The sequence below is a fragment of the Caballeronia sp. EK genome, from assembly GCF_014384845.1.
Taxonomy (GTDB): domain Bacteria; phylum Pseudomonadota; class Gammaproteobacteria; order Burkholderiales; family Burkholderiaceae; genus Caballeronia; species Caballeronia jiangsuensis.
Map to the genome: position 1 here is coordinate 562,632 of NZ_JACSUE010000001.1, position 21,088 is coordinate 583,719.

The following is a 21,088-nucleotide window of genomic DNA, read 5'->3' on the forward strand; positions in this document are numbered from 1 at the left end:
ATGTCCGTCCTAGCGGTGAAGATCGAACAACGCCGCGCCGCGCTTCATCGCATGACGCGCGATGATGCCGCGATGAATCTCCGACGTCCCGTCGAAGATGCGATAGACGCGCGCATCGCGGTAGTAACGTTCGATGGCCAGCTCCTTGCAGAAGCCCATGCCGCCGAACACCTGCACCGCGCGGTCCACCACGCGGCCGAGCGTTTCCGACGCCTGCACCTTGACCATCGAGATCCACGCGCGCGCGTCCTGCCCGGCGTCCATCATCGCGGCGGTGTTGAGCAGCATGAGACGCGCCGCGCTGATCTCCATGACGCTGTCGGCGATGAGTTGCTGGATCATCTGAAAGTCGCCGATGCGCGTGCCGAACTGCCGCCGCTCGCCCGCATACCCGATCATCATCTCCAGGACGTGCGTGGCCTTGCCGATGCCGCGCGCGCCGATCAGCGCGAGACGCACGCGGCCGAGCATGTTCATCGCCAGTCTGAAGCCTTCGCCCTGGTTTCCGATGAGCGCCATCGGTTCCAGCGGGACATCGTCGAAGAAGAGTTCGTGATGCGGCGTGCCGCGCAGGCCCATCATCTGCTGATCCTTGCCGAGCGTGAAGCCGGGCAGGTTCTTGTCCACCGCGAACAACGAGATTTCCTTTTCGCCGGTGCGCGCCGAGACGAGGAAGAAGTCGCTCCATTGCGCATCGCTGATGAAGTGCTTGCTGCCGTTGAGCACCCAGCCGGACGCCGTCTTGCGCGCAGTGGTTCTGATGCCCTGTGCATCCGAACCCGCGCCCGTTTCGGTGATCGCGAGCCCGCACGTGCGCTCGCCCTCGACCGATGGCCTGAGCCAGCGGTCGATCTGTTCGCCTTCGCAGGCGAGCAGCGCGTCGTAGACGTTGCCGAACGCGCGCCGCACGAGAATGTCCGAGCTATGGCCGAACTGCTCCTCGCAGAGCATCGAATCGACGGTATTCAGGCCGCCGCCGCCCAGTTCGGCGGGCATGTTGACTGCGTACAGCCCGAGCGCGCGGGCGCGGTTTTGCAAACCCCGCGCGATGTCGCGCGGCAGCGCGCCTTCGTCTTCCACTTGTTGTTCGAGCGGCTGCAACTCGGCGCGCACGAAGCGCCGCGCCGTCTCGACCATCATCTTCTGCGTGTCGCCGAGCGTGAAATCCATCGATATCTCCGGTCAGCCTTCGCTGGAAGCCGCCGCGTGCGACGCCTGCTCCGCGCGCTCGCGCAGCGACGGATGCAGCGCCACTTCGAACGGCATGCGCTCGAGCACGTCGCGCACGAGGTCCACGCCCGGCGCGACTTCGATCAGCCGCAAGCCCTCGGCGGCGAGTTCGAACACGGCGCGCTCGGTGATGTAGATCACCTGCTGGCCGTCGGCGCGCGCCCGCCTGCCGCTGAACGTGATGTGGCGCACCTGCGGCACGAGCTTCGGCACCGCGCCGTGGCGGCGGATATGCACCTGTCCGTCCGCGAGTTCCACGTCCAGTCCCTTCGCTTCGAACGTGCCGCAAAACACGACCTTGCGCGTGCGCTGCGTGATATCCACAAAGCCGCCCGGCCCGACGATGTTCTCACCGAGCCACGACACGTTGACGTTGCCTTGCGCATCCAGTTCGCCCATGCCCAGAAAGGCGATGTCGATGCCGCCGCCGCTGAAGAAATCGAACTGGTCGTTGGACTTGAGGATGGCGCTCGCATGGCGCGTCGCGCCGAACAAATCGCCGCCGAGAAGCTCGCCATTGTGGGAGCCCTGCTCGATGACCGTCCAGCTGATATCGACGCCCGCTGCGTGCGCCACGGCCGGAATGCCGTCGGGCAGGCCGTACCCGAAGTTGACGCACGCGCCCGGCACCAGCTCTTGCGCGGCGCGCTTCGCGATGATGTAGCGGATGCCCTGCGGCAAGGCGGGCGGCGTGCGCATGTCCGGCGCGGGCAGCTCGCCGCTGATGGCGGGATCGTAGGCTGCGCCGGTCGTCTGCTTCTGTTCGGCGTGGACGCAGATGTCATCGACGAGCACGCCCGGCACCGTCACCGCGCGCGCGGGCGTGATCGGCGCCGCCGATACGTCGCGGACCTGCGCGAACACGCGGCCGCCGCCATTGTGCGCGGCAAGCGCGGCGGCGAACGCATCGATGTCGGCGGGTTCCTCGCGTGACGTGAGATTGCCCTGCATGTCCGCAGTCGTGCCGCGCACGATCGCGAAATCGATCTCGAAAGGCTTGTACCAGAGCAGTTCCTTGCCGCCGAGCGTGATGACTTCGACGAGATCGTCGCGTGCGCGGGCGTTGACGCGGCCGCCGCCGTGACGCGGATCGGCGAACGTGTCCAGACCGATGTGCGTCACCAGTCCATGCCGCCCCGCGCCCGCTTCGCGGATCAGCGTCTGAATGACGCCTGCGGGCATGGTGTACGCTTCGACGCGCTCTTCGCGGGCGAGCTTCTGCATCGGCTTGGACCAGGTCCAGTGGCCGCCGACGACGCGCTTCACCATGCCTTCGTGCGCGAAGCGGCTTACGCCGCTAAAGAGCCCGTCGCCGATGCCGAGTCCGTGAATCAGCGTGAGATCGCGCGGATGCCCGGTCGTGAGAAAGCGCCGCTCGATGGCCGACGTGATGTGATCGGGTTCGACCAGACCGCCGCCCGAGCCGCTCAATACGACGACCGCGCCATCGAAGATCGCGGCGGCCATGACGTCCGGATCAGTCAGGTTTGCACGTTTCATTTCATTGTTCCTCGTGGCCCGTCCGCGCGCCCGTGCGGACCATCAGCACATTGATGCCGTCCTGGATCAGCACGCCGTCCTGGTTGCGCACTTCCACCTGCAGACGCACGATGCCGCGATCGCCGCGCCGCGTCGGCCGCTTGTCGAGCACGGCGATGCGCCCCTGAATCCTGTCGCCGATCAGCACCGGCTTGTGAAAGCGATACGTCCATTCGAGCGTCGCGACGGCGGCCAAGCGCGTGGCCGCGCGATTCTTCAGGCCGTCGACCATCGCGAGGCACAAGAGGCCATGCGCGACGCGCCCCGAAAAGCCGACGCCGCGCGCGAATTCGTCGTCCATGTGGACATCGAAGAAATCGCCCGAAATGCCTGCGAACTGCACCACGTGGCTTTCCGTCACCACGATGCCCGATGTCGCGAAGGCGAGACCCGGTTCGATCTCCTCGTAAAGCAGGGAATGGCTCATGTCGTTGTCCTTGTCGGCTATCCTGCGTCGCAGTCAGTCGAATTCCGGCGCATGCGGCACCCGATCCCGATTGACGATGCGGTGATTCGTCGCGTTCAGCGCGTCGATGCGTTCCATGTCGACGCTCGACAGCGTGAAGTCCATCACGTGGAAATTGGCCTCGATGTTCTTGCGCTGCGTGGACATGGTGTTGATCGGCACGCCTTTCTGGAGAATCCAGCGCAGCACGACCTGCGCGGCGCTCCTGCCGTATTGCGCGCCGATCTCGCCGAACAGCGGATACTTGAAGACTTCGCCGCGCGCGACCGAGCAATACGAGGACAGCGGAATGCCGGTTTCGGTCGCGGCGCGCAGCAAGATGCGCTGGTCCAGCAGCGGATGAAACTCGACCTGATTCGTGACGAGCGGCAGCGCCGTCGCGGCGCGGGCGGCGCGCATCATCGCGGCGGTGAAGTTGCTCACGCCGATATGCCGCGTCAGTCCCGCGCGCTGCGCCTGCTCGAGCCTTCGCACCGAAGGCCCGACATCGCCATCGGCGGGCGGCCAGTGCAGCAGGAGCATGTCGACCTGTTCGACCTTCAGCTTGTCGAGGCTTTCGCGCAGCGTCGGCATGAAGCGTTCGTCGGAATCGTTGGCGGGCGCGATTTTCGTGGTGATGTACAACTCGTCGCGCGGCACGCCGATCGCACGCAGCGCCGAGCCTACGCCGATTTCGTTGTCGTAGAGCTGCGCGGTGTCGATCGCGCGATAACCCGTTTCGATGGCGGCGGCGAGGGCGTCGTGCAGTTGCCGGCCCTGTAGCGGCCACGTGCCGAACGAGCGTTGATGCGTGCGCTGGAAGAGAACGTTCATGGTTTAGAAGACAGCGGTGGTTTTAGCGAAGAAGGCGTCGATGCCGCGTTGCGCGTCGGCGCTGTTGCGCACGTCGAGCGCGGCTTGCGGATAGGCGATGCGCGCGTCCTTGGCATCATCGAGAATCAGCGCCTTGGCGGAGGCGGCAGCGCGCGGCGACACCTCGCACAGCCGCGCGGTCCAGTCGGCGAGGTGTGCGCCGGCGGCTTGAGGCGCGCAGACGGCATTGAGGACGCCCCATTGCAGCGCGGTCGGCGCATCGATCTCGCGCGACAGCAGCACGGCTTCGAGCGCGCGCGCGCGCCCCGCGATGCGCTGCAGGCGGTCGCCGCCTTCCCAGCCGGGAATCGCGCCGATGGCCACTTCCGGAAAGCGCAGCCGCGCGGCGCTCGTGGCGAGCCGCAGATCGCAGCACAGCGCAAGCTCCAGCCCGCCGCCGAAGCACAATCCTTCGATCAGCGCGACGCTCGGGCAGCGCAGGCGCTCGAAGCGCCGGAACGTTTCGTTGCCTTCGCCGACCCATTTGCGCGCGAACACCTCCGGCTCCAGCGCGGACCATTCGCGGATGTCCGCGCCCGAACTGAACGCGCCGCCTTCGGTGCCGCGCAGCACGACGGCGCGAATGCGTTCGTCTTCTTCGATGTGCGCAATCTGCTCGTCGAGCGCGGCGAGTATCGTGAAATCGAGCGCGTTCGCCTTGCGCGGATTGCACAGCTCCAACGTGAGCACGGCGCCGTCGCGGCGCGCGATAAGTTGTCCCATCGAATGTCTCCTCAGTCCTGGGACACGCCGTAGACGGCGAGAAAGCGCTTCATGCGCGCGACCGCGAGTTCCGGTTGGCGCAGCAGGCCGGCGGCATCGGCGAGTTTGAAGAGATCGACGAAATAGGGCAGAGGGCGCATGGCCTGATGGCCCGCGAGCATCGTCATATGCGATTGATGGCCGTTCAGGAACGCGAGAAAGACAATGCCCGTCTTGTAGAAGCGCGTCGGCGCGCAAAAGATGTGGCGCGACAGCGGCACCGTGGGCGCGAGAATGGCGTGGAAGCGTTCGCGACGTCCCGCCGCGAGTTCGGCGAGCGCGGCCGAAGCGGCGGGCGCGATGCCATCGAAGATGCCGAGCAGCGCGTGCGAATAGCCCGCTTCGTCGCCGGCGATCAGTTCCGGGTAGTTGAAGTCGTCGCCCGTGTACATCTTCACGCCGGCGGGCAGCAGGCGGCGCATGTCGATCTCGCGCTGCTTGTCGAGCAGCGACACCTTGATGCCGTCCACCTTCGCGGCGGATTCGCGCATGACTTCGAGCGCCACGTCGCGGGCGGCGGTGAGATCGTCCGTGCCCCAGTAGCCGGCGAGCGCGGGATCGAACATGTCGCCGAGCCAGTGCAGGATAACCGGCTGCTCCACCTGCGCCAGCACCCGGCGATACACCGTCGCGTAGTCCTCCGGCGTTCGCGCGATGCGGGCCAGCGCGCGGCTCGCCATCAGGATCAGCCGGCCGCCGGCCGTCTGGATGGCATCGACCTGTTGCAGATACGCGCTGATGACGGCATCGAGCGAATCGACGGATGCGGGATCGAGATGGTCCGTGCCGCAGCCGTTGAAGATCGGCACGCGGGCGTCGGCGAGTTCCGCGCGCGTGCGGCGAATCAGTTGCAGCGCTTCCTGCCAGCTCAGGCCCATGCCGCGCTGCGCGGTGTCCATCGCTTCGGCGATGCCGAGTCCGAGCCCCGCGAGATAGCGGCGATATTCGAGCGTCTTGTCCCAGTCGATCCGGCCGCCGTCGCAAGGATCGGCGTTCGCGAACGGATCGGCCACCACGTGCGCCGCCGACAGCGCGATGCGGTTGAAGGGTGCGGCATTTGGCACATCGGGGAGCGGCGTGCCGGCGAGCGTATAGCGTTCCAGCGCACCGGAAGAGGTAGGCAGTTCGAGGCTGTTCATGTCGCGTGACTCGCGCTTGAGTTGAAAAAGGACGGAAACCTCACAGACGGGGGATGGACAACGCGCCGTCGATATTCAGCACGCTTCCCGTGGCGAAACCCATGCGCCCGGACGCGAGCGCCGCCACCGCCGAGGCGACGTCCTGCGGCGTGCCCCAGCGCTGCATCGGCACGATGCCGCCGGCGATGCGTTCGTCGTATTGCGCGGCGACGGATTCGGTCATCGGCGTGCGGATGATGCCGGGCCGCACCTCGAATACGCCGATGCCGAGCGCCGCGAGGCGCAGCGCGAAAAGCCGCGTGAGCATGCCGAGACCCGCCTTCGACATGCAGTATTCGCCGCGCTCGATGGACGCCAGCTCCGCGCTCACCGACGACACCGTGACGATGGCGCGCGCATGCTCGTTGCCGCTCGACGCCATGTGCCGCGCCACCGCCTGAGTGAGAAAAAACGTTCCCCGCATGTTGATGTCCACCACCCGGTCATAGGACGATTCGCCGAGTTCGAGCAGGTCGCCGCGCCGGTCGGCGGACACGCCCGCGTTGTTGACGAGACAAGCGAGCGGCCCGCACGACGCGACGATGCGCCCGACGAGCGCCGGATGCGCGGCGCTGTCGGCGAGATCGTGCCGCCAGAAGCCCGCGCGGCCGCCGTGCGATTCGACGGCGGCGCAGGTATCGTTCGCGCCGGTTTCGTCGATATCGACCAGCGCGAGGTCGAAGCCGCAGCGCGCCAGTTCCACCGCGATGGCCGCCCCGATGCCGCGCCGCGCGCCGGTCACGAGTGCGAGCGGCCGCGCCCGTTCGGGCGCTAGTACAGGAGACGAGGCAGCCATTCGGAGAATGCCGGCACGAAGGCGAGCAGCAGGATGGTGACGAACATGACGGCCATGAAGGGCAGCATCGGCCGGACCAGATTAACCATGCGGATATTGGCGACGCCGGTGACGATGAAGCAGGCCGTGCCGATCGGCGGCGTCACCAGCGAAATGCCGACGATGGCGATGGCGAGAATCGCGAAGTGAATGTCGCTGAAGCCCGCGTCCTGCGCGATGGGCAGAAACAGCGGAATCAGCAGGATGAGCGCGGGAATGCCGTCGAGCAGCGCGCCCAGCAGCCAGAACACCACGACGATGAACACCGTGAACACGATCTTGTGGCTGGTCAGTTGCGAGGCGAATTCCGCGACCTGTTCGCCCACCGAGTTGTAGGCCAGCATGTAGCCGAGAATCTGTGCGACGCCCACGAGCGACAGCACGATCGCGCTCGTGCGGCCCGCCTTGATCAGGATGCCGAGCCACGCGCGGCTGGGAATCGAGCGTTGCAGGAGCGTGATGATCGTCACGTAGGCGACCGCCGCCGCCGCCGATTCGGTCGCCGTGAAAAAGCCCATGAAAATGCCGCCGAGAATGATGATCGGCGCACCCAGCGCGGGAATGGCGAGCACGAACGCGCGGCCCAGTTCCGGCACGCTGAAGTGGACCGGCGCGACCGGCGGCTCCAGGCGCGCCCGGTACATGATGATGAGCATCTTCGTCACGCCGACCAGAATGGCGGGCAGCGTGGCCGCGAGAAAGAGCTTGGTGACCGACATGTTCGCCACCGTCGCGAGCACGATGATGGTGATCGACGGCGGAATCAGGATGCCCGTGCCCGCCGCTGCCGCGATGATCGCAGACGACCATTCCTTGCGGTAGCCGGCCTTTTCCATCGACGGGAGCATGGCGGAGCTGATCGCGGCGGCGTCGGCGTTCACCGAGCCGCTCAGGCCCGAGAACACCATCGTCGATGCCACCGCGCTCACGCCCAGTCCGCCCGGCACGCGGCCGACGAGCAGGTTCATGAAGTTGACGAGCCGGCCCGCCGAGCCGGAGTGGAACAGGATTTCGCCGGCGAGGATGAACAACGGCACGGCGAGCAGCGTGAACGAGTCCACGCCGTGATACATCGCCTGCGCGATATTGGTGAGCGGCAGGCCCTGCATCAAGCCGTCGATGGTGCCGACCGCGCCCAGCGACGCGATGATCGGCGCGCCGGCGAGCACGAACAGCGCGAGCAGTCCGATGGTCAGAATCATTGCGTCCTCGTTTCGGTATGGCCGTGGCCGCGATGCGCGCCGTTGTCGAGATCGACGTGCGCCGCGACGTCCCACGCATGCGCCGCGAGATGCACAAGCCCGAGCGCGCTGCCGGCCGGAATGGCGGCGAACGAGATCCACTGCGCAATGCCGCTCGGCGTGAGTTGATTGAAGCCGAGTTCCGTGAACTGCCAGCCGCCCCACGCGAGCGCGACGAGCAGAAAGCCCATCAGCAGCATCTGCACGAGCGAGGCAAACGTGAGCCAGCGGCCGCTCAGCTTGTCCTCGAACAGTTCGAAGGCGACATGCACCTTGTCGCGCACGCCCACCGCGATGCCGATGAACGTCATCCAGATCATCAGCGTGACGCTGATCTCGATGTTCCACGAAAGCGAAACGTGAAAGACGAAGCGGGACAGAATGCCCGCGAGCACGACGCAGAAGATCGCGAAAACCAGCACGGCGATCAGCAGATCTTCGGCGCTCGCGAGCACGCGAAACGCGCGGGTCTGATTGATGCCGTCGCGGTGCGCAGGCGAAAGCGGTAGAGGTTTCATGTCGGAGAACCTGTGGCTGAAGGTCAGAGATCCGGCAGATACGTCGCCAGTTCGGCGAAGTTCGAGCGGTACTTCGTGTAGATCGGCTTGACCGCCGTGCGGAACGCGGGAATGTTCGCGTCGTTGAAGGCCGCGCCGTTCTTCTTCGCTTCGGCGAGATACTTCGCGTCCGAAGCCATCCACAGTTCGCGCTCGTGCTGTTGCGCTTCGACGCCCGCCTGCTTCACGGCGTCGCGCTGTTTCGGGTCGAGCGCATCGAACCATTTCTTGCTGGCGAGCATCGGGTCGATGGAGAAGAAGTGATTCGTGTACGAGTAGTACTTGGCCACCTCGCTGTGATGCTGCTGCACGAAGAACGTGACGGAGTTCTCCGCGCCATCGACCACGCCTTGCTGCAGCGCGGAGTAGATCTGCGTGGTGTCGAGCGGCGTAGCCTGAGCGCCAAGCTGGTTGAAGGTGGCGATCATGATCTGATTGCCCTGCGTGCGTACTTTCAGGCCCTTGAGATCGTCCGGTTCGTGAACGGCGCGCGTGCGGTTATAGACGCTGCGCTGGCCCGAATCGAACCAGCCCAGCAGCACGAAGCCGAGCTTGTCCAGAATGCCCGCGTACGCCTGGCCGAGCGCACCGTCCTGCGCCGCGTACAGCGACTTGCGATCGGGAAAGGCGAAGGGCATCGCGAACAGTCCGAGACGCTTGTCGTAGCCTTCCAGATCCGCGACGTTCGTGACCGTGATTTCGAGCGTGCCGTTGCGCAACTGCTCGTTCATGCGCGTGTGCGAGCCGAGGACGCCGTCGGGAAACACGCGCGCGTCGAAGCCGGTCGATTCCTTCAGCTTCTTCGCCATCACGTTCTCGGTGATGACTTCGGGATTGTGGCGATCCACGACATCGCCGATACGGATGGTCTGTCCGTCTGCCAGCGCGAGGCGCGGCATATAGCCCGCGGCGGCGGACGCGGCGGCGAGGATCAGCAGCTTGCGGCGAGAGAGCAGGTAGTCACGCATGAATCGGATTCCTATGGTTTTCATGTCCGTATCGCACTTGCACGGAGGAGCGGCTGGAACTGACCGGAAGGCTGCCGCATGAACACGTCGTTGACCTGTGTTAGATCGATCTACTATGGGCGTAGATTAGGGGCTGCGCAGACGTGACGCAAGCGGATTTTGCCTAAGGGAAACCCGAACCGGGCGGCTCGGGAAAGTTCGGACGATGAGAAAGCGAGCCTGTTTTTCAGGGCTTGCCGCGTGCGCCGCAGGTTCCGCGCACGATGAGCACCGGCTCCGACACGATGCGCGTCGGCGTGCGCGACGGCTCCGTCATGCGCTTGAGCAGCAGGTCGGCGGCGGTCTGGCCGATCTCGTCCTGCAAGACCTGTACCGTGGTGAGCGGCGGCTCCCACAGCGCGGCTTCGGGGACATCGTCGAAGCCGACGACGCCGAAGTCCGCGCCCGGTTCGATGCCGTGCGCGCGCAGGCCGAGCATCACGCCGAACGCGACGATATCGTTGCCGCACACGACCGCCGTCGGCGGATTCTTCAGGCGCAGAAGTTCGGTGATGATGCGCTTGCCGTCGGAGCGCGTGAGCGGCGACGGCACGATCAGCCGTTCGTCGAGCTTGATCTTCGAGGCGCGCAGGGCTTCGCGATAACCTTCGGCGCGGTCGCTGCCGGTGGAGGCGCGCATCACGCCGCCGATCATCGCGATACGGCGATGCCCGAGGCCGATCAGATGCGAGGTCGCGAGCGCCATGCCGCGCCGGTTGTCCACGCCCACGTAATCGGCCTGCAGGCCCGCCACATAGCGCGAGGCGAACACGCACGGAATGCCCCACGCGAGCACCTGACGCATCTGCGACGCCGTGGTGGACTCAGTCGGACAAACGATGAGACCGTCGATGTTGTGCTGCCGCACCGTATCGAGAAAGCGGCTTTGCCGTTCGAGCGATTCGTCGGTGTTGCCGAGCAGCGTGATGAAACCTTGCGTGCTCAGGCTCGCCTCGATGGCGCGCACGAGCATCGTGAAATAAGGATTGGCGAGATCGTTGACGACCACGCCGACCGTGTGCGTCTGATTGCTGCGCATGCCCGCTGCGTGGCGGTTATAGACATAGCCTTTGCGCTTGAAGGCTTCGAGCACGCGCTCGCGCGTAGCCTCGGAAATGCGCGGGCTGTTGCGCAGAACGAGCGAGACCGTGGCGCGAGACAGGCCGAGATCGTTGGCGATGTCCAGCAGCGTGACGGATGAACCTGGTTTGCCTCGGGACATTGGAACGGTCGATGAGTCGTATGCCCGGAGTGTATCCGAAACGGCCGGACGTTCCGCTGCCGGCGTCTTGCGTCACATCGGTGCGATGCCGAAGAACTCCGCGACGAGTTCCGCCTGATTCTCCAGCAGATGCCGGCCGAGATGGATGCGATGTCCGCGCTCTTCCGCCCGACAGAGCAGCGGCGTGCGCTCCGGCTTCATGATGATGTCGGCGACCAGCACATCGCGGCCGAGCCTGTCGATGGCGAACGGCAGCGGGTCGCCCGGCGCCATGCCGCACGGCGTGGCGTTCACCACCATATCGACGTCCTCGGGTTCGGCGCCGCCCGCGACGACGCGCACGTCCGGATACGCCCGCGCGATCTGCGCAACGAGCGCGTCCTGCTTCGCGCGATCCACATCGGTCAGTTGCAGCGAGCGCACGCCCGCGCGGGCGAGCGCATGCGCGAGCGCCTTTCCCGCGCCGCCCGCGCCCGCCTGAAACACCGCCATACCGCGCGGCTCGTGGCCCTGTTTGCGCAGTCCGCGCGTGAAGCCTTCGCCGTCGTACATGTCGCCTTCCCATTCGCCGTTTTCGGCGCGGCGCATGCAGTTGATCGCGCCCACTTGCTGCGCGGCGGGCAGCAGCCGGTCGACGAGTTCCGTCATCGCGATCTTGTGCGGCACCGTGACGACGATGCCGTCCAGATTGCCGACGGCCTTGAGTCCCGCGATCGCCGTTGCGAGCGAAGCCGCGGGAATCCGCATCGGCACGAGCACGGCATTGACGCCCATGCGCCGAAAGATGTCGTTGAACACGAGCGGCGAGCGTGCCTGCGCGATGGGATCGCCGACGATGGCGAAAAGGCGCGTATCGCCGGAGACGGCGGCATTGAGCGTGTGGGTCATGTTGGCGAGCCGGGCTTGACCGGCATGGGTCGACGATTCGCCGACGACGCGATGAGCGCATCGATCAGCAGGTGAACGGTGAGCGCGCTGCGCAGCGACGCGACCGGCTCGGCGCCGCGCGTGGCGGCATCGATGAAATTGGCCATGACCGCCCGATGCGCATGGTGCGAGAAGGCCATCGGATTCGCACCCGAACCGAGGGACGCCGTTTCGCCTTCCTCGATCACGGAGCCGTCCATGTAATGCACGACGAGCCTGCCGCCGCTGAGCGTAGCGCTGCCGTTCGCACCGCTGATCTCGATGCGTTCGTCGAAGCCGGGATACGCCGCCGTGCTCGCGTGCAGCGACGCGACGCAGCCGCTGCCATAGCGCATGACGCCCGCGACCGTGTCCTCGCATTCCATGCGATGCGCGCGGCTGGTGATCGCGTAGGCGAACACTTCGTCGGGACAGCCGATGAGCCACAGGAACAGATCGAGCGTATGAATGGCCTGCGTCATCAGCACGCCGCCGCCGTCGCGGGCGAGCGTGCCGCGCCCGGGTTCGTCGTAATAGGATTGCGGACGCCACCACGGCACCGCGACGCTCGCGCTGTGGATGTCGCCGAGGGCGCGCGCATCGAGCAACTGGCGCAGCTTGCGTGAGGCATCGCGCGTGCGATGCTGCAACACCGTCGCCGCGACGATGCCGTGCCGCTCGCATGTGTCCGCCAGTTCGCTGGCGCGCGCGGTCGTGACATCGATCGGCTTTTCGATCAGCAGATGCTTGCCCGCCGCTGCGATCCTCGCGCCGAGCTCCAGATGCGTGTTCGGTGGCGTGAGCAGCAGCACGGCGTTCACGCGCGGATCGGCCAGCGCGGTGTCCAGATCGAGCGTGACGCGGGCCCGCGGCAGAGCATGTGCGAAGGCGCGCGCGCGGTCTTCGGAACGCGCGACGACATGGCGCACGGTCACCCGCTCCCGCAAGTCCAGAAGACCCGCGAGATGCGGCGCGGATGCCATGCCCGCGCCCACGACGGCGATGCTGAAAGCGTTATCGCTCATGAATTGTCTCCGTACCTCGACAATAAGGTAGATCGATCTAATTGTCCAGCGCGCGGCACGTCCGCGATGCGCAAAAACGCTGGATTACTTCGTGTATTTCGCGAGCACGACGCGCGAGAACGAGTTCATGAATTGCTCGACGCGCTCGAAGCCACCCGCGTCCTGGGCGAACACCGACAGGCTGTCGATCAGATGCGTGAGCAGGAAGATCAGGTCTTCCTTGGGCGTGTCGCGCTTGAGCTCGCCGCTGCGGCTCGCGTGCGCGACCGCGAACTCCACCGCGCCGTGGATTTCGGTGGTGAAGCCCGCGAGCGCGGCGCGCGCTTCGTCGGTGAGGACGTCGCTTTCGAGGCGCAGCCGGCCGATCAGGCTCCACGGCTTGCGCGTCTTGCCGGTGGGGTTGTACTTGCGAAAGAGATTGCGGTTGAAAGCGATTTCCGCCTGCACCTTTTCCTGCAAGGACATGGTTTCGTCGAGCCAGATATTCTTCTGACCTTCCGTTGCGCCGGCCACGTAATCCTTCACCACTTCCTCGACGAGACTGTTCTTGTTGCCGAAGTGATAGTGGATGTTGGTCGTCGTGATGCCGAGTTCCTTCGCGATCACGCCGAACGTCGTCTTGTGATAACCGTGCGCGATCAGAAGCCGCTTGGCCACGTCCTTGATGCTGTCGTACATGGAGGACCGCTGCCGGGTCGCTGGAGCCGTCTTGTCGGTTTTCGCGGGCTTCTCGGTCTGACTCAAGGTTTTCCCTCGGTGAGGATCGGTGTGGTGACTAAGCCTCATACGGGGCGAAGCAACGGCTGATTTTACACGACCCCTATCGGTCGGCCGCTTTCCTGCGTGTGCTTCGAGCGTCTTCCCATGCGCTGTGTCGCCTCGCATTTTTCCCTCCTCGAAATTCCCGTTGCGCAACGTTTGAGATTGATGTTAATGTCCGCTCAAGCTACTTACTAGTAAGTAAGTATAAGGGAAAACACGAAAGGGACATGACTGCCACGGCAGTCGGCAAAAGGAGGCGCGATGCAGGAACAGATACTGATGCGCAAGCACGGTGCGGTGGCGGAGATCGTCATCAACCGGCCGGAGAAGATGAACGCGATCACGCCCGAGATGACGCAGACGCTCGTCGGCATCCGGCAGGACATCGAGCGCGACGAGACGGTTCGCGTGGTGATGCTGCGCGGCGAAGGCGAACGCGCGTTCAGCGCGGGCAGCGATCTGCATTCGCTCAAGGCGTACCGGAGCGCGTGGGAATTCCGCGCGCGCACCGATTACGCGATGGTCGTGCGCGATTTCACGAAGCCCGTGGTCGCCGCACTGAAGGGCTGGGTGCTCGGAGGCGGACTGGAAATGATGCTCGGCGCCGATATCCGCGTGGCCGGCCGGAGCGCGAAGTTCGGCGCGCCCGAAGTGCTGCGCGGCTGGGTGGGCGGCGGCGGCGCCTCGCAGATGCTGCCGCGTCTGGTCGGCTACGGACAGGCGATGCGCCTCCTGCTGACCGGCGACACCATCGATGCGGACGAGGCACGCAGTATCGGCCTGGTCGAGATGGTGGTGGACGACGAGGCCGTCGTCGATCACGCCATGTCGCTGTGCCGCAAGATGGCCGAGTTCAGCCCGATCGCCACGCAGTCGGTGAAGGCAGCGGTGCGCGCGGCGCTCTCCATGAGCGTGGACCAAGGCATCCGCTACGAGAACGAACTCACCTCGCTCTGCTTCGCATCGGGCAATTACGAGGAGGGCGCCAGCGCGTTCGGCAATCGCGGCCGGAGCTGATTCACGAGATCGACACGATCGACACGATCAGCAGCGAAACCGTCAACGGATGCCGTGACCTTCAGGCGCGCGGCATCGCACACGAGATCAGACAAGAAAAGCAGGAGACAGCGCCATGCAACCAGCACTCGCGCGGGCAGACCGCAGGAACATCCGGCGCGCCGTATTCGCGTCCACGCTCGGAACCATCATCGAATGGTACGACTATGGGCTTTATGCGGCGGCATCGGGCCTCATCATCAACAAGCTGTTCTTTCCGCATTTGTCGTCGCTGGCGGGCACGCTCGCCGCGTTCGCGACGTTCGCGGTGGGCTTCATCATCCGGCCGCTGGGCGGCATCGTCATTTCCCACATCGGCGATAAGTACGGCCGCAAGCCCGCGCTCGTGTTCTGCGTGACGATCATGGGCGCGGCGACCGTCGGCCTCGGGTTGTTGCCGACCTGGCAGCAGGCGGGCATCCTCGCGCCAATTCTGCTCGTGCTCTTGCGCATGATGCAGGGCTTCGGCGCGGGCGCGGAACTCGCGGGCGCGATCACGCTGATCGCCGAATACACGCCGCCGAGCCGCCGCGCATTCTTCACGTCGATTCCGAACGCCGCGACCAACTTCGGCGTGATGATCGCCATCGCCACCTTCCTGATGATTTCGTACGTGCCCGAGGACATTCTCTTCTCGTGGGTGTGGCGCGTGCCGTTCCTGTTGTCGCTCGCGCTGTTCGGCGTCGCCATCTACATTCGTTCGAAACTCGACGAAACGCCCGAGTACGTCGCCGCGATGGAGAAGGCGAGCGAGCAGGCCAAGGCCGGGAAAGTGCCCGTGGCCGAGCTGTTCCGCAACAGCCGGCGCGAACTGCTGTGCGGCTTCTTCGCGATGGGCGGCCATCAGGCGCTGTCGTACGTGCTCAACACCTTCGCGCTGAGCTACATGACGAACACCGTCGGCATGGCGAAGGCGGACAGTTTAGTCGTGCTTATCATCGCGCTCGGCTTTTCACTGTTCTGCGCGCCCGTCGGCGGCATGCTCGCGGACAAGTACGGCAGCGGCAACGTGTTCGCCGCCGGCGCGATGATCGCGCTCGCACTCGTGTGGCCGCTCTTCCAGGCGATCGATTCGAAGGACGTCGTGCTCGCCACCATCGCGATGAGCGCAGTCTACGGCATCAGCTGGGGCTGCACGTGCGGCGCGCAGGGCGCGTTCCTCTCCAACCTGTTTCCGACCCAGTACCGCTTTTCCGGCATCGCCATGTGCCGCGAGTTTTCGGGCGCGTTCATCGGCGGGCCGACGCCTTTCATCGCGACGGCGCTGGTCGCCTATGCCGACGGCAAGCCGACCTACGTGATGCTGTACCTCGCCGCGTTCTGCCTGTTCACGCTGATCGCCGCGCTGCTCGGCAAGCATCTTTCGCGTCACCGCGACGACGAGCAGGTATTCGCGGAATCGCGCTCGGCGGCATAGCAGCGGCACGCATCGACAGACACAGAAAACACCGGAGCAGAGAACATGCAAATTTTGACCGCCGACCAGGCTGCATCCCTCCTGAAGGACGGCGACACGTTGATGATCGGCGGATCGGGAAGCGGACACGCCGTGCCCGAATCGCTCATCGAGGCGCTCGAGCGCCGCTTTCTCGCGCAGGGCGAGCCGCGCCGGATCACCTCCGTGCATCCGGTCGGTCTCGGCGATCGCGGCGAGCGAGGCGCATCGCGGCTCGCGCATGCGGGACTGCTCAAGCGCGTCGTGTGCGGCACGCTGGTCGATTCGCCGGCGCTCGCGCAGATGGCGCTGAACAAGGAAGTCGAAGCGTGGACGCTGCCGCAGGGCGCGCTGTCGCAACTCACGCGCGAAATGGCGGCGGGAAGGCCGGGACTCGTCAGCCACGTCGGCCTGCATACCTTCGTCGATCCGCGCAACGGCGGCGGCCTGCAAGGTGCGCCGAGCGACGACGAGCTCGTGAGCCTGATCGAGATCGAAGGGCGCGAGTGGCTGTTCTACAAGCCTTTCGAAGTCGATGTCGCGTTTCTGCGCGGCACGACCGCCGACGAAGACGGCAACGTATCGATGGAGCACGAAGCCGTGTTCGCCGACATGCTTTCGATGGCGCAGGCGACCCGGCGCAACGGCGGCCTCGTGATCGTGCAGGTCAAGCGGCTCGCGCGGCGCGGCACGCTGCCCGCCAAGACGGTGAAGATTCCCGGCATGCTGGTGGATGCGGTGGTCGTCGAACCGGATCAGCCGGTGACCTACCAGACCGCCTATGATCCCGCCTTCACCGGCGAACTGCGCATCCCGCTCGGCGGTTTTCCGCGCCTGCCGCTCGACGAACGCAAGATCATCGCGCGGCGTCTGGCGATGGAACTGCGCGTCGGCGCGGTGTGCAACGTGGGTTCCGGCGTGTGCACGGGCATCGGGCTCGTCGCGGCGGAAGAGGACGTGCTGCATCACATCGTGCTGACCAACGAGCAAGGGCTGATCGGCGGCGCGCCTGCCGCGGGCCTGGACGCGGGCGCTGCGCGCAACTACAGCGCCATCGTGGACATGCCCTATCAGTTCGATTTCTACGATGGCGGCGGCATCGACATCGCGTTTCTTTCCGCCGTGGAAATCGACGCGCAGGGCAGCGTGAACATCAGCCGCTTCGCGAACAAGCTGATCGGCGTGGGCGGGTTCATCAACATCAGCCAGAACGCGCGCAAGATGGTGTTCGGCGGCACGTTCACGGCGGGCAGCCTGCAAGTGTCGTGCGAAGGCGGGCAGTTGCAGATCCTCAAGGAAGGCGCGCACCGCAAGTTCGTGTCGAAGCTTCAGCAGGTGTCGTACAGCGGGCCGTACGCGCGGGAACTCAACCAGACGACGCTCTTCGTCACCGAGCGCGCGGTGTTTCGCGCCATCGAGGGTGCGCTGGAACTGATCGAGATCGCGCCGGGCATCGATCTCGAACGCGACGTGCTTGCGCACATGGCGTTCAGGCCGGTCATCTCGCCCGATCTCAAGCTGATGGACGAACGCCTGTTCCGCCCCGAGCCGATGGGCCTCGCTGCCGCGATGGACGCACAGTCGTGGCCGCGTCATGCGCGCCTCGCCGGTTTCGCGGAGGGACAGCGGTGACGCCACCAGCCACGCGCAAGCATCGCATCGGCGGGGCGACGCGCTTGTTCGGCATCGTCGGCATTCCGGTGACGCAGGTGAAAACGCCGCAATTGATGAACGCGCTGTTCGAAGCGGGCGGCATCGATGCGGTCTGCCTGCCGTTCGATGTCCCCGTGAATGTGTTCGAGCCGGCCGTCGCCGGGCTTCAGGCGCTCGGCAACGTCGACGGGCTCGTCGTCACGGTGCCGCACAAGGTGCGCGCCATGTCGATGGTCGATGAAGTCTCCGACACCGCCCGCCGCGTCGGCGCGATCAATGTCATGCGCGAGCGTCCCGACGGAAGCTGGTTCGGCGACATGTTCGACGGCACCGGCCTCGTGCTGGGCCTGAAGCGCATCGGTTTCGAGGTGCGCGACAAGCATGTGAAGCAACTCGGCGCGGGCGGCGCGGGCGCGGCGGTGGCGCATGCGCTGGCGGAAGCGGGCGCGGCGAGCATCGCGCTTGCCGATCCGCAGCGCGAGTTGCCCGAGCAACTGGCGGCGCGGCTGAACCGGTTCTATCCGGGCTGCGCGGCGAGCGTCGATATCGATCCGGCGAATCTCGCGGGCATCGATCTGCTCGTCAACTGCTCGCCGGTCGGCATGCGGCCGGGTGACGGCATGCCCGCGGCGTTCGGCGCGTTCTCGCCGGCGCTTCAGGTGGTCGACATCATCATGACGCCCGCCGAGACCCCGCTGCTCGAACATGCGCGGCAGTGCGGCTGCCGCGCGACCAACGGCCGGCCGATGATCGAAGGACAACTCGCGGCGTTCGCGAACGTTCTTCGGCATCGAAATGCCCGCCTCGTTTTCATGTTTCTCCGACGAGCACGCCTGAGCGCGCCACCACCATCATGCAAATCGTTCTTCCGGCCGCTTCCGGCCAGTTCGACACCTACACGCTCAAGGGCGACCCGATCGGCGGTGCGCCGGCGGGCGCGACGTTCAACCGCATCGCGTATTCGGCGGCGCATGTCGTCGCCGATCCGCATCGCAGCGGCGAATTGAATCAGCCTGCCGCGCTCGACTGGCCGCGCACCATCGAATACCGGCGCTATCTTGATCGGGCAGGGCCTCGGCATTGCCGAAGCGATGGATTGTCGCCGAGCCAGTGCAGAATCACGGGCTGTTCGCACATCGCAAGCACTTCGCGGTAGACCCGCAGATAGTCGTCGCGGTGCCGCGCCACGCGTGCGAGCGCGCGGCTCGCCATCAAGGATCACGCGGCTGCCGGTGCGCTGAACGGCGTCGAGCTGCATCGCGTAGGCGCGAATCACGTCATCGCACGATGTCGCCGCATGCGCGGGAAGATGGTCGGTGCCGCAGCCCGACGCGATCAGCGCGTTAGGCATGTCGCGCGTTTCGGCCATCGTGCGTTGATGTTCGATCCCGAGCTCAAGGGCTATTGGGGCAGCGACGATCTCGACGAAGCCGCCGATGCCTGCCTCGCGGTGATCGCGGAGAACGCGCAGAAAATCCGACGGCATCAAGATTTCGCTGCTCGACGACGCGCGCGAGATCGCGTTCCGCCGCCGTCTGCCCGAAGGCGTCAAGATGTATACGGGCGACGACTTCAACTATCCGTTGCTCATCAAGGGCGACGAAGCGGGCTTTTCGCACGCGCTGCTCGGCATTTTCGATGCGATCGCGCCCGCCGCGTCGCAGGCGCTCGCCGCGCTCGCCAGCGGCGATATCGGGCGATACGAGCGCGTGCTCGAACCCACGGTCGCGCTCTCGCGGCACATCTTTCGCGCGCCGACGCAGTACTACAAGACGGGCGTCGTCTTTCTCGCGTACCTGAACGGATTCCAGCCGCACTTCTTCATGCCGGGCGGCCATCACGGCGCGCGTCCGCCGCTCTATCTCGCGGACGTGTTCCGTCTCGCCGATGCGGCCAACCTTCTGCGCGATCCGGAGCTCGCGGTGCATCGCATGCGGCTCGTCATGCAGACTTTCGGCCTGTGAACGATGCAAGGGAGCGCGAGATGGATTCACTGAATCGATGCGCCATCAATACCGCGACGCTCGGACATCGCGAATCGCTCGATGTGACGCTGGAGCGCATCGCGCGCGCGGGCTTCGGCGGCGCCGCGCCGTGGCGGCACGAGGTCGAGGCGATCGGCGCGCAAGCGGTCGCGCGCCGGCTTCGCGCGCTGCAACTCACGGTCACCGGCTATTGCCGCTCGACGTATCTGACCGGCGCGACGCCAGCGGACCGGCGCGCGAGCGTCGACGGCAATATCGCGGCGCTGCACGATGCCGCCGAACTCGACGCGCGCTGTTTCGTGCTCGTCGTGGGCGGCGTGAACGCGAACGGGCGCGATCTGGCGGGCGCGCGTGCTCAGGTCGACGAGGGCATCGCGCGTTTGCTCGAAGAGGCGCGCAAGCTGAAGGTGCCGCTTGCCATCGAGCCTTTGCATCCGATGTACGCGGCGGACCGTTCCGTCGTCAACACGATCGGGCAAGCGCTCGCGATGTGCGAACGCATCGCGCCGGACGATCCGTCGATGCTGGGCATCGCCATCGACGTGTATCACTGCTGGTGGGACCCGCTGCTGTCGGCGTCGATCGCGGCGGCGGGCCGCGCGCGGCGGATTCTCGCGTATCACGTGTGCGACTGGCACGCCGACACGAAGGACATGCTGATGGATCGCGGCATGATGGGCGACGGCGTCATCGATCTGGCGGGCTTTCGGCGCGAGATGGAAGACGCGGGCTACGCCGGCATGATGGAAGTCGAAATATTTTCGCGCGACCGATGGTGGAAGGTCGCGCCGGACGAAGTGCTGGCCGTATGCGCGCAGCGCCTGCAATCGGTTTGCTGACGACAACAGAGACGACAGAGACAAGAGACAGGACATGACACAGGACATGACCCAGGCAATCAACGAAGACGCGCGCACGGGACGTCTGCTTCCGGCGGGCAAATACGACCTCAACGACATCGAGCCCGGCGATCACTACGTCACCTCGGGGATGACGGTAACGGAGTCACACGTCGTCAACTACGCGGGCGTCTCGGGCGATCTGTACGACCTGCATATGGACGACGTCGCCGCGCAGGAGGCGGGCTTTCCAGGACGCATCGCGCATGGATTGCTCGGACTCGCGCTGGCCGACGGCCTCAAGACACGCAGCGACGTCCGCTTCAGCGCACTCGCGACGTTGAGCTGGAACTGGGCGTTTCGCGCGCCGCTGATGATCGGCGATCGAATTCAGGTGCGTATCGAAGTCGTCGAGAAGCGCGTTACCAAACGAACCGACCGCGGCATCGCGACGTTGAAGCTGACCGTGCTGAATCAGCACGGAGCGGTGCTTCAGGACGGGCAAACGCTTTTGCTGATGGCGAATCGGGGTTAGCGT

At 65.7% G+C, this 21,088-nt stretch carries 22 protein-coding genes and 3 pseudogenes; 9 read left to right on the top strand and 16 right to left on the bottom strand.

What is annotated here, in order from left to right; genetic code table 11:
• Nucleotides 1-9 precede the first annotated feature (9 nt).
• The 14 genes from IAG25_RS02405 to IAG25_RS02470 form a co-directional block, all read right to left on the bottom strand.
• The gene (locus IAG25_RS02405) at nucleotides 10-1,170 is read right to left on the bottom strand and encodes an acyl-CoA dehydrogenase family protein (RefSeq protein WP_187603345.1); all 1,161 of its coding nucleotides are present in this window, start codon (nucleotides 1,168-1,170) and stop codon (nucleotides 10-12) included.
• Between the two features lie 12 nt (nucleotides 1,171-1,182).
• Nucleotides 1,183-2,730, bottom strand: a complete 1,548-nt coding sequence (locus IAG25_RS02410; RefSeq protein WP_187603346.1) for a CoA-transferase — start codon at nucleotides 2,728-2,730, stop codon at nucleotides 1,183-1,185.
• 1 nt (nucleotide 2,731) lies between these two features.
• The gene (locus tag IAG25_RS02415; protein ID WP_187603347.1) at nucleotides 2,732-3,196 is read right to left on the bottom strand and encodes a MaoC family dehydratase; all 465 of its coding nucleotides are present in this window, start codon (nucleotides 3,194-3,196) and stop codon (nucleotides 2,732-2,734) included.
• Nucleotides 3,197-3,229: 33 nt separating this feature from the next.
• Nucleotides 3,230-4,048, bottom strand: coding sequence for an aldo/keto reductase (locus IAG25_RS02420; RefSeq protein ID WP_187603348.1), 819 nt, complete (start codon nucleotides 4,046-4,048; stop codon nucleotides 3,230-3,232).
• A 3-nt stretch (nucleotides 4,049-4,051) separates the two neighbouring features.
• The gene (locus IAG25_RS02425) at nucleotides 4,052-4,810 is read right to left on the bottom strand and encodes an enoyl-CoA hydratase/isomerase family protein (protein WP_187603349.1); all 759 of its coding nucleotides are present in this window, start codon (nucleotides 4,808-4,810) and stop codon (nucleotides 4,052-4,054) included.
• An 11-nt stretch (nucleotides 4,811-4,821) separates the two neighbouring features.
• Nucleotides 4,822-5,988 (bottom strand): dihydrodipicolinate synthase family protein, encoded by a 1,167-nt coding sequence (locus IAG25_RS02430; protein WP_187603350.1) that lies wholly within the window; start codon nucleotides 5,986-5,988, stop codon nucleotides 4,822-4,824.
• A 40-nt stretch (nucleotides 5,989-6,028) separates the two neighbouring features.
• Nucleotides 6,029-6,823: a 3-ketoacyl-ACP reductase gene (locus tag IAG25_RS02435; protein WP_187603351.1), complete on the bottom strand. Its 795-nt coding sequence runs from the start codon at nucleotides 6,821-6,823 to the stop codon at nucleotides 6,029-6,031.
• On the bottom strand, nucleotides 6,799-8,064 hold the full coding sequence (locus IAG25_RS02440) for a TRAP transporter large permease (protein ID WP_187603352.1): 1,266 nt from the start codon (nucleotides 8,062-8,064) through the stop codon (nucleotides 6,799-6,801). Before IAG25_RS02440 ends, IAG25_RS02435 begins: the two co-directional genes overlap by 25 nt.
• Nucleotides 8,061-8,621, bottom strand: a complete 561-nt coding sequence (locus IAG25_RS02445; RefSeq protein WP_187603353.1) for a TRAP transporter small permease — start codon at nucleotides 8,619-8,621, stop codon at nucleotides 8,061-8,063. Before IAG25_RS02445 ends, IAG25_RS02440 begins: the two co-directional genes overlap by 4 nt.
• A gap of 23 nt (nucleotides 8,622-8,644) precedes the next feature.
• Nucleotides 8,645-9,628, bottom strand: a complete 984-nt coding sequence (locus IAG25_RS02450) for a TRAP transporter substrate-binding protein (RefSeq protein WP_187603354.1) — start codon at nucleotides 9,626-9,628, stop codon at nucleotides 8,645-8,647.
• A 226-nt stretch (nucleotides 9,629-9,854) separates the two neighbouring features.
• A complete protein-coding gene (locus IAG25_RS02455) occupies nucleotides 9,855-10,889 on the bottom strand; it encodes a LacI family DNA-binding transcriptional regulator (RefSeq protein WP_187603355.1) in 1,035 nt (344 codons plus the stop codon).
• A gap of 72 nt (nucleotides 10,890-10,961) precedes the next feature.
• On the bottom strand, nucleotides 10,962-11,777 hold the full coding sequence (locus IAG25_RS02460; protein ID WP_187603356.1) for a shikimate dehydrogenase family protein: 816 nt from the start codon (nucleotides 11,775-11,777) through the stop codon (nucleotides 10,962-10,964).
• Nucleotides 11,774-12,820 (bottom strand): Gfo/Idh/MocA family protein, encoded by a 1,047-nt coding sequence (locus tag IAG25_RS02465; protein ID WP_187603357.1) that lies wholly within the window; start codon nucleotides 12,818-12,820, stop codon nucleotides 11,774-11,776. Before IAG25_RS02465 ends, IAG25_RS02460 begins: the two co-directional genes overlap by 4 nt.
• Nucleotides 12,821-12,904: 84 nt before the next feature.
• Entirely contained in the window at nucleotides 12,905-13,564 is a 660-nt protein-coding gene (locus IAG25_RS02470) for a TetR/AcrR family transcriptional regulator (RefSeq protein WP_187603358.1), read from the bottom strand.
• Between the two features lie 279 nt (nucleotides 13,565-13,843).
• On the opposite strand from IAG25_RS02470, the gene IAG25_RS02475 reads away from it, so the two are divergent.
• From IAG25_RS02475 to IAG25_RS42095, 5 genes are all read left to right on the top strand, one after another.
• Nucleotides 13,844-14,599, top strand: a complete 756-nt coding sequence (locus tag IAG25_RS02475; protein WP_187603359.1) for an enoyl-CoA hydratase/isomerase family protein — start codon at nucleotides 13,844-13,846, stop codon at nucleotides 14,597-14,599.
• Between the two features lie 115 nt (nucleotides 14,600-14,714).
• Nucleotides 14,715-16,055: an MFS transporter gene (locus tag IAG25_RS02480; protein WP_187603360.1), complete on the top strand. Its 1,341-nt coding sequence runs from the start codon at nucleotides 14,715-14,717 to the stop codon at nucleotides 16,053-16,055.
• A 45-nt stretch (nucleotides 16,056-16,100) separates the two neighbouring features.
• Entirely contained in the window at nucleotides 16,101-17,705 is a 1,605-nt protein-coding gene (locus IAG25_RS02485) for an acyl CoA:acetate/3-ketoacid CoA transferase (protein WP_187603361.1), read from the top strand.
• Nucleotides 17,702-18,733 (top strand): shikimate dehydrogenase family protein, encoded by a 1,032-nt coding sequence (locus tag IAG25_RS42090; protein ID WP_309243907.1) that lies wholly within the window; start codon nucleotides 17,702-17,704, stop codon nucleotides 18,731-18,733. The genes IAG25_RS02485 and IAG25_RS42090 overlap by 4 nt, the downstream gene beginning before the upstream one ends.
• Complete coding sequence (locus tag IAG25_RS42095; protein ID WP_309243915.1) at nucleotides 18,643-18,882, top strand: DUF993 family protein; 240 nt, start codon at nucleotides 18,643-18,645, stop codon at nucleotides 18,880-18,882. Before IAG25_RS42090 ends, IAG25_RS42095 begins: the two co-directional genes overlap by 91 nt.
• Here the strand turns inward: IAG25_RS42095 and IAG25_RS42100 are convergent.
• Together IAG25_RS42100 and IAG25_RS41345 are read right to left on the bottom strand one after the other, a co-directional pair.
• Nucleotides 18,876-18,938, bottom strand: a pseudogene (locus IAG25_RS42100) (hypothetical protein); the annotation flags it as partial. The gene IAG25_RS42095 and the pseudogene IAG25_RS42100 overlap by 7 nt on opposite strands.
• 61 nt (nucleotides 18,939-18,999) lie before the next feature.
• Nucleotides 19,000-19,095: pseudogene (locus tag IAG25_RS41345) on the bottom strand (hypothetical protein); the annotation flags it as partial.
• Nucleotides 19,096-19,104: 9 nt separating this feature from the next.
• Between IAG25_RS41345 and IAG25_RS42215 the strand changes: the two are divergent.
• The 4 genes and pseudogenes from IAG25_RS42215 to IAG25_RS02505 all read left to right on the top strand — a co-directional run.
• Nucleotides 19,105-19,149, top strand: a pseudogene (locus tag IAG25_RS42215) (hypothetical protein); the annotation flags it as partial.
• A gap of 94 nt (nucleotides 19,150-19,243) precedes the next feature.
• Nucleotides 19,244-19,690, top strand: coding sequence for a DUF993 family protein (locus IAG25_RS41350; RefSeq protein WP_375336497.1), 447 nt, complete (start codon nucleotides 19,244-19,246; stop codon nucleotides 19,688-19,690).
• A gap of 20 nt (nucleotides 19,691-19,710) precedes the next feature.
• On the top strand, nucleotides 19,711-20,550 hold the full coding sequence (locus IAG25_RS02500; RefSeq protein WP_187603362.1) for a sugar phosphate isomerase/epimerase family protein: 840 nt from the start codon (nucleotides 19,711-19,713) through the stop codon (nucleotides 20,548-20,550).
• Nucleotides 20,551-20,584: 34 nt separating this feature from the next.
• Nucleotides 20,585-21,085, top strand: coding sequence for a MaoC family dehydratase (locus IAG25_RS02505; protein WP_255503476.1), 501 nt, complete (start codon nucleotides 20,585-20,587; stop codon nucleotides 21,083-21,085).
• Nucleotides 21,086-21,088: the final 3 nt, after the last annotated feature.